This window comes from uncultured Granulicatella sp., from assembly GCF_938030755.1.
GTDB lineage: Bacteria > Bacillota > Bacilli > Lactobacillales > Aerococcaceae > Granulicatella.
Genome location: NZ_CALHIF010000027.1, coordinates 1 through 11,181, shown reverse-complemented (window position 1 = coordinate 11,181; position 11,181 = coordinate 1). Strand labels below are relative to the sequence as shown.

Annotated in this window: 9 protein-coding genes; all 9 read right to left on the bottom strand. The window is 36.7% G+C overall.

Annotation, left to right across the window (positions count from 1 at the left end; all coding sequences use genetic code 11):
* On the bottom strand, positions 1 to 962 hold a 962-nt coding region (locus Q0594_RS03135), incomplete at its 3' end, for a pyruvate carboxylase subunit B (protein WP_298729555.1).
* An 18-nt stretch (positions 963 to 980) separates the two neighbouring features.
* Positions 981 to 2,630 carry a phosphoenolpyruvate carboxykinase (ATP) gene (locus Q0594_RS03130; protein WP_298729554.1) on the bottom strand — a complete coding sequence of 550 codons (1,650 nt, stop codon included), beginning with the start codon at positions 2,628 to 2,630 and terminating at the stop codon, positions 981 to 983.
* A gap of 201 nt (positions 2,631 to 2,831) precedes the next feature.
* Positions 2,832 to 4,151, bottom strand: a complete 1,320-nt coding sequence (locus tag Q0594_RS03125; protein WP_298729553.1) for a HAMP domain-containing sensor histidine kinase — start codon at positions 4,149 to 4,151, stop codon at positions 2,832 to 2,834.
* On the bottom strand, positions 4,148 to 4,804 hold the full coding sequence (locus tag Q0594_RS03120) for a response regulator transcription factor (protein WP_039848833.1): 657 nt from the start codon (positions 4,802 to 4,804) through the stop codon (positions 4,148 to 4,150). Before Q0594_RS03120 ends, Q0594_RS03125 begins: the two co-directional genes overlap by 4 nt.
* A 51-nt stretch (positions 4,805 to 4,855) precedes the next feature.
* Positions 4,856 to 6,232, bottom strand: coding sequence for an ABC transporter permease (locus Q0594_RS03115; RefSeq protein WP_298729552.1), 1,377 nt, complete (start codon positions 6,230 to 6,232; stop codon positions 4,856 to 4,858).
* 5 nt (positions 6,233 to 6,237) lie between these two features.
* On the bottom strand, positions 6,238 to 6,885 hold the full coding sequence (locus Q0594_RS03110) for an ABC transporter ATP-binding protein (RefSeq protein WP_005604905.1): 648 nt from the start codon (positions 6,883 to 6,885) through the stop codon (positions 6,238 to 6,240).
* A 12-nt stretch (positions 6,886 to 6,897) separates the two neighbouring features.
* Positions 6,898 to 8,184 (bottom strand): ABC transporter permease, encoded by a 1,287-nt coding sequence (locus tag Q0594_RS03105; protein ID WP_298729551.1) that lies wholly within the window; start codon positions 8,182 to 8,184, stop codon positions 6,898 to 6,900.
* A 147-nt stretch (positions 8,185 to 8,331) separates the two neighbouring features.
* A complete protein-coding gene (gene smpB, locus Q0594_RS03100; RefSeq protein WP_005604901.1) occupies positions 8,332 to 8,796 on the bottom strand; it encodes an SsrA-binding protein SmpB in 465 nt (154 codons plus the stop codon).
* Positions 8,797 to 8,807: 11 nt separating this feature from the next.
* Positions 8,808 to 11,102, bottom strand: a complete 2,295-nt coding sequence (gene rnr, locus Q0594_RS03095) for a ribonuclease R (protein WP_298729550.1) — start codon at positions 11,100 to 11,102, stop codon at positions 8,808 to 8,810.
* Between the last annotated feature and the right edge of the window lie 79 nt (positions 11,103 to 11,181).

Below are 11,181 nucleotides of genomic sequence, written 5' to 3'. Positions count from 1 at the left end.
TATTTATCCGTTGCACCTGCTTGAGTTAATTGAGAATACATATTTGATAACATTCCGCCGGGCACTTGATATAACAGCGCACGTGGGTCCGGTGTTAACATTTTTGGATTCAGTGTCCCGTCTTTAATGTATTTATCCTTAATCACTCGGAAGTGGTCTGCAATTGGTTCTAATTTTGCCAAATCAACGGAGATGTCATAGCCAAGTTCACGAAGCGCAATCACTAACGATTCCGTAGGCGGTTGACTAGTTCCTTCACTGAGTGGTGAAAGAGCTGTGTCGATACGGTCCGCACCAGCTTCAATGACTGCTTGATAAGTGAGTTGCGCAATACCACTTGTGCAGTGAGTGTGTACAACGATTGGAACAGTAATCACTTCTTTTAATGCACGAACAAGCTCAATACCACGAGCTGGTGTTAAAATTCCAGCCATGTCTTTCACACAGATAGAATCCGCACCCATTTCTTGCATTTTAGCTGCTAGTTCTTTGTAATAGTCAATCGTATGCGCATCACTAATCGTGTAACAGATTGTCATTTGCGCTTCTTTACCTGTCTTCTTCACGGCATTTAGTGAAGCTTCCAAGTTACGAACGTCGTTTAACGCATCGAAAATCCTGAAAATATCAATCCCATTTTCTGCTGATTTTTCGACAAATTTTTCTACAACATCATCGGCATAGTGACGATATCCCAAAATATTTTGTCCGCGTAACAGCATTTGAAGCGGTGTTTTCTTTAAATGTTTTTTCAAGGTGCGAAGTCTGTCCCATGGGTCTTCGTCTAAGAAACGAATACAGGCGTCAAACGTTGCCCCACCCCAACATTCTAAAGAGGCAAATCCTGCTTCATCCAGTTGATCTAAAACAGGGAGCATATCTTCAATTCGCATACGGGTTGCCATCAACGATTGATGGGCATCCCGTAAGATTGTATCTGTAATTCCTATTTTTCTTGTCATCACCGAACACTCCTCCCACTATAATACGTCGATAAAGCGTTCGATTGTCTTAATGCTTTCTAGTGCATCTGTTGGAATTTGATGTTCTGGATTCGCATCATTAAATGCTTTCAAGTAGTCTAAACGGAATTGCATACGGTCACGAATTAATTCAGCGTATTCACCATTCATTTCAGGAACTTCATAACCTTCCACTGGTAAGTATTCCATTCCTGGAAGGCCACCAAATAATTCAAATTTTGCTTTGCCATCTACTACTGTTTCAATCACACCAAGAGACACTTCTTTCGTCACTTTTTTGCCCAAGAAGTCTCCAGTATTAATAATATAACAATCCACATTTTTGTCGAATAAGGCTTTGAATTTATCGTAGTCTTCTACTAATGGATATACACGGAATGGGTTTGCGTATGGTTCGATAACAAGCGCATCTAAGTTTGCCCCAGCTCCTGTATTTTCAGCATTAGAACGTTTTGTCATTAATGTACATCCTAAAATTGATGCAAGACGTGGATCTGTGATTTTTACTAATGGTGGTAGTGCATCATCTTTCATGATCCAGAAAATAGACTGAATTGGTTCTTGAATCTTATCAACACGGTTTGGTGTAGAATAACGAGATTTAACCGTACGTCCATTACCATTACGAATATCTTCTGTCACTAATACTTTACGGCCGTTTTCATCCAGAGTCACACCACAGTTTTGAACCGTTACGAAGTAATCTTGTTCTCTGTGACCTGCTGGATAGTCATTTGTTTTGTCGAAGTAAGAAGGTTCTAAAGCTACAGATGAACCATCTTCTACCGAAATCACAAATGCATCGTCGTGTAATACTTCAATGTCGTATTTATCGTCATGTTTAGCGTGTGTTAATGTAGACTTCCCTGATCCAGATAATCCGAAGAAGCTTGCAACGTAAGAAGCGCCTTCTTTACGGAAAATCTTCAAACCACCGTGGCAAGAAACGTAGTTGTTACGAGCGGCAGTTGCCCATGCTAATGTTAACGTTCCTTTTTTGATTTCCCCAAAATAACTCATTCCTAAAATTGCAGCACAGTTATGTTTTGTATCAAAGAATGCTAATCCATCTGGGTAATCAGGATGTCTCCAAGTTGGATCGAAGAAAATGAAAATATCATTTTCGTCATATTGTTTAGACGCATCATAACGTCTCTTATATTGGTCATTGAAAATTTGGAAGTTCAATAACCATGAGTACAAGTTGTTAATGTGTTCTTTAGGCATTGTGATATGTGCCTTCACCATGAAGTCTTCATCAAGACCTACAATAGCTGTTCCTTTAATAAAGGGTTTAAAAGCGCTGTTATAAATTTCGTCGCGAATAATCGAAATAATCTTTGCATCTTCTGCTGGATTATTTCCTAAAATTCGACGAGCTTTTGCCGTACGTCCAACGACACTCCCATCCACTACCGAAAGAATATGCGCATCCTCTGGTAATCCTAAATCCTTCGCATTTGCTACGAATGCATCTAATACGGTTGTATTGGGTGCATGTGACGCTAATTCATACGCCTCTGCCAGAGTCGGAATTTCAGTCGCATTGTTCGAATAAAAAGCTGGTTCAATAGTTGCCTTCAATTGCGAAAGATGCGGATTGCTCTTGCGTATAGTGTCTGTAGCGAAACGATCAATTGTTGCCATAATATCAACCTTCCTATCTTTTTATTGATATCTTTATTATACACGAAAACGCTTTAAATGTAAGCGTTTTTGTGAAAATATTTTCTAATTTACTTATTTTTAACATTACCGTTCCATTACAAAAAAAGCTGGATTATCTCCTAAAAGAGATAATCCAGCTTTTTCATTAATCCAATAAACGACACTCCTTCCATACTGCTTTTATTCTGTTTCTATTTCAAAACACATACCTGTTTTGGTTGCATAAAAGCGATGTTTAATTTCTTCTTGTTTTAATAATTGATGGATAATGTATAATCCTACCCCGTTACCACTTCCTTTATTACTTGTCGATGGTAATAATGAATATGCCATCTCTATTTCTTCCTCCGTCAGAGGTTGACAAGGATTCTCTATTCTTAAAATATGATTTTTAGCAGAAACTTTGATAACACCTCCTTCATTCGAGTAACGAATCGCATTAATCATCAAATTATTCCAAACTTTTTGGAAGGCCATTTGGTTCATTTCTATTGTTGAAGATTCTAAATCCGTTTCAATAATTAAATTTCTTTCTTGTGCTAAAATTTTAAATTCTTTGTTCCAAATAGGAATCATTCTTTCTAGTTGAATCGATTGCTTTTCCATTGTGCTTTCTTGTAATTTTGAAAGTTCCAATATCTCTTGAACTAACACCGATAACTGGTCCACTTTGCCAAGTGAAGCTACTAAATATTTATCTCGATCCTTGTATTTCCCTACATTAAGGCTCATATTTTCTAGCATAATTCTCAAACTAGCAAGTGGTGTTTTCAACTCATGCGAGGCACTACGAAGAAAATCCACTTTTGTTTTTTCTAAGCGAATCATTTTTTTGTTCTTTTCTTCTAGTTCATCAATTACCGATAATAAATGTTGATACAAATCATTAATTTGTACTTCCATTTGTCCAATTTCATCCGAACTTGGTTCTAAAAAGGCCGCATCTCTTTCTAAGTTCATCATTTTCTCTGTAACTCGAGACATTCTCATCAGAGGTCTTGAGAGTTTTCTTGCATAGATATAAGAGAATATGACTGCGGTAAATATCGAGATAGCTAAAGACAATGGTAAATAATGGAAAGTGACTCGCGTGGCTTGTTTTACCATTTCAGTCGTTGAAACCACTTGAATAAATAGTTTTTTTCCATCCTTAGTCGTGACTTCACGGTCTTCGATAATCACAGAATGTTGATTGCTGTTCTCATCTATTGGTAATTTTGCTCCTAAAGTTACACTTTCTCCAGTGCTTTCATGCTTCAAATACGCTGTTATACCTTCATTATTGGCATACACTTGTAGCGCCGAAGCAGCTCCCTTTTCATCCACTTGAGAAAGACTCTCTACAAGAACATCTGCTTTTCTACTCAGTTCTTGCTGCCGTTCTTGCATGTAAAAATGCGGGAAAGCAAAATATAAGAATAAATGAGCAACCGCAACGAGTGATATTAATATACTAAAAGTATAAATGAAAATTTTTGGAAATAGTTTTAATCTTCTCATTTTAACTCCAATTTATATCCAACATTTTTAATAGTGACAATACAATCTAATTTTAGCTTTTTACGTAGTTGTTTGATATAAACATCCACGACTCGATCAAATGGTGGGTCTTCATGGTTAGACCAAACATGATCTAAAATTTGTGAACGGCTCAAAGCTTGTCCCTCATGCTTCACAAGCAGTTTTAGAATCGACAGTTCTTTAGCGGTCACTTCTACTAATTGATTATTTACATACGCTTCAAATCGCGTAAAATTAACACTTGTATCCTGATAACTCCAGGTTTCAACTTCTCCATAATGTCTTTTTAGTAAAGCCTCAATCCTTTTATAAAGGACCATTAGAGAAAATGGTTTTTGAATATATCCATCCACTAGTAATTCAAAACTTTTTACTTGAGTCTCCTCATCTTGTAAGGCTGTTAACATCAATATTGGGACATTACTTTTCTGTCGAACTTCTTCTAATACTTCAAATCCATTCTTTCGGGGCATCATAATATCTAATAGAATTAAATCAACGGATTCTCGGTTAAATACTTCGAGCGCTTCGACACCATCACAAGCTTCAAAGACTGTAAATCCTTGTTCACTTAAAAATTCTCGAACACCTTCTCGAATAGCCTCTTCATCTTCAACAATTAATAAATTCAAAAACATCACCTCTCTTTCTATTATAACAATCTTTACTATTGTAAACTACCTTTATTCCGTATCCTGTAACAAGCTCTTCGGAGATTTTTGTAAAATCAATGCGCTCGCAAGGAATACCGCAATGACAATAACCACTAATCCAAGTCCAATAACGATTCCTTTGTCCATATTTGAAACTGTTACTGATAGTTCCGTTAGCGTCTTATTAAATCCATCTACTGCAGCACCTCCACCTAAGTTAGCTGATTTTGCTTCGTTGGCAAGTTGAGTTCCTAAACTACTATTCACTTGTCCTAAAATTAATTTTCCAATCCATTCACTGACAGGACCACCTGCTAAAAAGGCTGCCCCAAAGCTTGCAATACTTACCATTCCTACTTCGCATAGCATTTGTGTAATAATCGTTTTCTTTGTCATTCCTAATGCTAATCGAATACCAATTTCCTTACGACGACTGTTTGTCCACAAGAACAAGATTAATACTAAAATAATCGCAGAGAAAATTAGACTTCCGATGAATAATTTATTCGTTAGGCCATACACCAAGTTAATTGATTTTTGTAAAGTTGGATAGTTTTGGCTACTTTTCACTAATGTATAAGCTTTCCAATTAATTCCTAATTTTTTAGCTTGTTCCATTACCTTATCGATGTCATATTCTCCTGAAACTAGGAACGTTGCATCTAAATAGGTGCCATCTTCTTCACTAAACCCATACATTAAACGACTTGTTTTTAAGTCTGTTAAAATTGTATTTTCGTATAGTTCCTGAGGAGCTGTTACTCTTCCCTTATTTTTTCCACTAAATGTTCCGACAATCGTTACTTCAGTTTCGTTGTTTGCTTTCTTTTCATTATCCGCATCATAAATATTGGATTTTAATTTAATCTTGTCTCCAACTTTTAAATTGTTTTTCTTAGCAAAGTCTTCATGAACCATTGCAACGTTCGTATCTGAATCTGTAATGTGTCTTCCAGATGTTAACGTGAATGTTTGAGCCGCAAAACGTTCATCCATACTTGAATCATTAATTCCTGTTACCATCGCAGCTTTTCCAAAACGTTTCACACGGTTGGCATCCAATTTAACACCTTGAGCAGGGATTAATTCTTGATCTACTAAGTCCGCTACAACTTCCATTCGTTTAATGGCTTTTTGGACCCCTTCAATCCCTTCAATGGCTTTAATATCTTTCCCCTTCAAGTTCCCCCCACCACGAGCAGTCCCTTGATTATGGCGACGGTCAATTTGCATTGAAAAAGACGAATTAATCGATTTAAAAGTTTCTTTGGCAGCTGTGTCTGTCGCATGTTTTACAGATAAACTACTTAAAGCAACAGTTGCCATACTGAATAAGATAAAGAAAATTATGAACGATTTAAATTTCTTTCTAGTCACATATGCCCAAGCATTTTGAATAATTCTCATTTATCTCACCCCTTCTTTCCTTTTGATTTTTTTAATTGTCCTTCTTCAAGTGTAAGAACTTCGTCACAAGCGTCAGCTACTTGCGGACTATGAGTCACTACAACTACACACTTTCCGCTTTCATGAGCAGCCATTTTTAAAATATCAATAATTTCAGCAGCTGTTCCTTCATCTAAGTTTCCTGTTGGCTCATCGGCTAAAATGATTGGCGCTTTGGATACTAAAGCTCTAGCAATAGCTACACGTTGTTGTTGTCCACCTGATAGTTTCAATACATTTCTATGAATCAGTTCTTCTCCTAAGCCTAATTTTAGAAGAATTTCTTTATCCGCTTTTTCGTTCACAAGTTTGACATTTTCAAGCGGTGTTAAGTAATCAATCAAATTGTAGTTTTGGAAAACTAAGCAAATATGATCTCTACGATGATCACTGTAGGAACCTTTTGCAATATCTTCTCCCTTAAATAGCACTTTTCCTTTTGTTGGGCTATCTAATCCTGCTAATAAAGATAAGAATGTTGATTTCCCCGCACCCGATTTACCAACAACAGCAATAAATTTTCCTTCCTCAAACTGTGCATTTAAATCTTTTAATACATATTTTTGTGCATTCTCATAACGATAGTAAATATTTTCTAATGATAACACTGACATAAGACCACTCCTTTAATTCATTTGACTTAATATTTTCTTTGGTTTCTTCATTAAGATTACGGCTGTACTAAATAGTACTGCTAATACAATAATGACAATGACGATGACTAATGTTTTAGCACCCTCCATTAGTGTTAGCTGAGGTAAACTGGATTCAAATAATGATTTGACCTGAGCAGGTATATCATCTGATGAAATCAATCCTGAGTAAAATTGATTTGCCACAAACTCACCAAAGAATAATGCGATTAAATAGCTTCCTGAAGCAATCGTAAACAGCTCCAGTAAAATTTGACTAATAATTTTTCCTCTTGAAATACCAAGAGATAATAATATTCCAAATTCATGGATTCTTTCACGTAAGGTGAATAATAAAATTAAGAATAATATAATGACTGCTAATGCGAACACAGATCCCGTTAATAACATCATTAATGATTTAAAATTTGAAATCGGACCTGATACTTGTTCAAAAACTTGTTCATTTTTGGATAATTGTAAAGTTTCCCAATTTAGTGAAAGTTTTTTTACTTCTTTAATCACAGAATCTAGTTGTGAAGGATTCTTTACAGTATAGATTGCTCTATGAACAACTTCATTCGACTCCTTATTTCCTGCTAATAACTGACTCGTTTTATAATCCATATACATACGATTTTCAGTTAAATCACTTGTGAGCCCTGTAGATTGCTCTGATAATTTTCCGTTGAAAATCCCAACGACTTCAACAGTGATTTCATCATAAGAGCCCCCACCTTCTTCTCCATTCTTAAACAATTTCATTTTGATTTTAGAGCCAACCGTCCAGTTGTTCTCTTTCGCTAACTCTTCATGAATAAGAACTTTATTTCGATCTTCTTTTGTTAGTGCTCTCCCACTTTGAATATTTAATGCTCCACTAGCAAAATTCATTTCATTATTGCTATCACTAACTCCTCGAACACCTACTAGCTCACCGAGATTTCCTTGATCTAGTTGAACAGATTGTTCTCTTTGAACAGCTTTAGCATCTTGTAATTGTCCTACTGCATCGTATTCATATTGAACATCTTTAACTCCATCTGTTTTCTCAATTTGAGTTAATTGCTTCTTTTGTATCCCCCCATCATTTAAGATTGATTCAACTTGAAAGCCTGAATTTGAAAGACTAAGGAGTTTCTCTTCAACCTTCCCAGTACTTTCTTGCATCGAAAGAACTGCTAATACTGCTGAAGAAATTAGTACCATAATGAAAAACAAAATTCCTGTCCGAATTTTCTTTCTGATTAAGTATGCTCCAGCGCGTTTCTTCCAATCCATTTGCTCACTTCCTTTCCTTATCCGTGATTTCATTTTGCATTCCCAATATGAAACCAATATGAAATAAATCTACAAAATAAACAAATCTATTAATTTTAAATTTTCTTAAAACTAAAAAAGCTGGACAAACGTCCAGCTTTTTCTCATTTAATATCTTTCTTTCATCGCACGGTCGATTTCGCGTTTCATATCCTTTTGCTTTAAGGCATCACGTTTATCGTAATTTTTCTTCCCTTTCGCAACTCCGATTAATAACTTCGCAACTCCATTCTTAATGTAGACCTTAAGCGGCACTACTGTATTTCCGGCTTGCTTTACTTGTTCAAGCAAATAATTAATTTGCTTTTTATGAAGCAATAATTTTCTCGTTCTTAATGGGTCATGATTGAAGAGGGTTCCTTGTTCAAACGGACTAATATGAACCCCTACAAGAAAAGCCTCTCCTTGTTTCAAGCTCACATATCCATCTTTTAAATTGATGCGCGCTTGACGAACGGATTTGATTTCTGTTCCAGTTAAGACCATCCCAGCTTCAATCGTTTCAAGAATCGTATAATCATGACTTGCTTTTCGATTTTGTGCGAGCACTTTATCGTTCGTTCCTTTAGGCATTCACGAACCTCCTAGCGTCTTTTCTTTTTCGTTTTAATGGCTTTTTTAAAGCGTTGGCGTCCTTTTGATTTTTTGCCTTTCTTAGAAGCATTATCATCAAAGCGTTCGCCTTTCCTTGGTCGTTCAGTTTTAGCCAATTTTGCATCTTCTACGAGTAGGAAATCGACTTCTCTAGCTTCCACATCTACTTTCACACATTTCACACGAACACGGTCCCCAATACGGTAACTTACACCCGTACGTTCGCCAAGTAAAATCATATGGCTTTCAATAAAGTTAAAGTAGTCTTGTTTCAAGTGAGAAATATGAATTAATCCTTCTACGGTATTCGCCAACTCGACAAACATCCCAAATTTTGTGACTGAACTTACGATACCATCGAATTCCTCTCCAACCTTATCTTGCATATATTCGGCTTTCTTCAATGCGTTCACATCGCGTTCCGCCTGTACCGCAAGTCGCTCCATACGAGACGATTGGTCTGCAATTTGTTGCAACTTATCTTCCAAAAGCGTTTCTTCTTTCTTAGATAAGTGACCTGGATGTTTTCCGTAATGGCGAATCATACGATGAACGATTAAGTCTGGATAACGACGGATGGGCGAAGTAAAGTGCGTATAATCTTCAGCTGCAAGTCCATAGTGTCCCGTTGGCATAATATCGTATTTGGCTTGCTTCATTGAACGGAGCATCATCGTTGATACTACAGCTTCATACGGCTCACCGCGCACTTCATTCAAGGCCTTTTGCAACTTCTTCGGTGTAATCGAATCGTTCTTCCCTTTAATCGTAATTCCAAATGCGGTAATAAACTCTAAGAATCGTTGTAGTTTTTCGTTATCTGGATTTTCGTGAATACGATAGATGAACGGCACCTTCAATTGTTCATAGTGACGAGCTACTGTTTCATTAGCTGCCAGCATAAAGGACTCAATGAGTCGCTCTGCTACACCACGTTCACGGATTACAATTTCTGTTGGAACTCCTTTTTCATCCACAAGAATTTTTGCTTCTTGTGTATCAAAATCAATCGCTCCACGCTCCATACGTCTACGTTCAAGAATCGTATGTAATTCCTTCATGTTCCAGAGCATCTCGGCTATCTCTGGTGTGATTTTTTCAGAAGCTTCATTCGTATTGAATAATACATTCACTTCATCATAAGTTAATCGCTTATTCGATTGAATCACACTCGGGAAAATTTCGTGCTGGTATATCGTTCCGCTACGGTCGATTTCCATACGAGCTGTTAATGTTAAACGTTCTTCATATGGATGTAGCGAGCAAATTCCGTTTGATAATCTTTGCGGTAACATTGGAACCACACGATCTGTTAAATACACACTCGTTCCGCGTTCAAATGCTTCTTTATCCATCTCTGAATTTTCCGTTACATAATAAGAAACATCGGCGATGGATACCGTTAAAACAAAGGTTCCATCTTCGCGTTTGACAAGAGCGACCGCATCATCTAAGTCCTTGGCGTCTGCTCCGTCGATCGTCACGGTTAATTCTTGGCGTAAATCTACACGCCCTTCAAGTTCTTCTGGTGAGATTGTTTCACTCACATGGTTGGCTTCCTCTAAAACTGAATCTGGGAATACTGTTGGGATTTTTAATTGATGTAAAATCATTAAAATATCCATACCGACAGCGTCTTTATAGCCAATTTCTTTGACGATATGCGCCTTCAAGACGAGTTCGTGACGCTCTGTTTCATAATGTTCCACTTCGGCAATCACGACGGTTCCGTCAACTGGATTTAATCCCTTTCTTGTAACATAACATTTCGTTTTCTTTAATTTAGAATCTTTTAATGCAATTTCGCCACAATAGCCTGTTTGCATCATAATCTTCGATGGGTAACGTGTATAAATCCCCACCACTTGCTTCACAGCGCGTTCTAGGATTTTTACAATTGTTCCGCTTGCTGCTTTATCATTATAAGGATTTTCTTCTTGAACGATACGAATTGCAACAGTATCTCCATCCATAGCGCCATGGACATCCGTTCTCGGTATAAAAATATCTGGTTTGCCTTCTTCAACTGTTACAAAACCAAACCCTTTATCATTTAATCGGAATGTTCCTTCCAATATGCGATTTTTTTGATTGAATCCAAATTTACCTTGTCGTGTTAATACAATTTTTCCAGAATCTTCGAGGTCAGCTAATTGTTTCACTAAAATCTTAAAGTCCTTTGAACCTGTAAATCCGAAATGCTCGCTAATTTCTTGAACAGAGAAACTTTCAGATTCATGTTCCATAAAGAAATCCATTAAGATTTCTTCTAATGATTGTCTCATTTCTTTACCTCCATTCTTGTTGATTTAGAAAAGAGAGAACAGTCTCTTGGAATTCCTTTCTAACAGGACTAACCGTAAT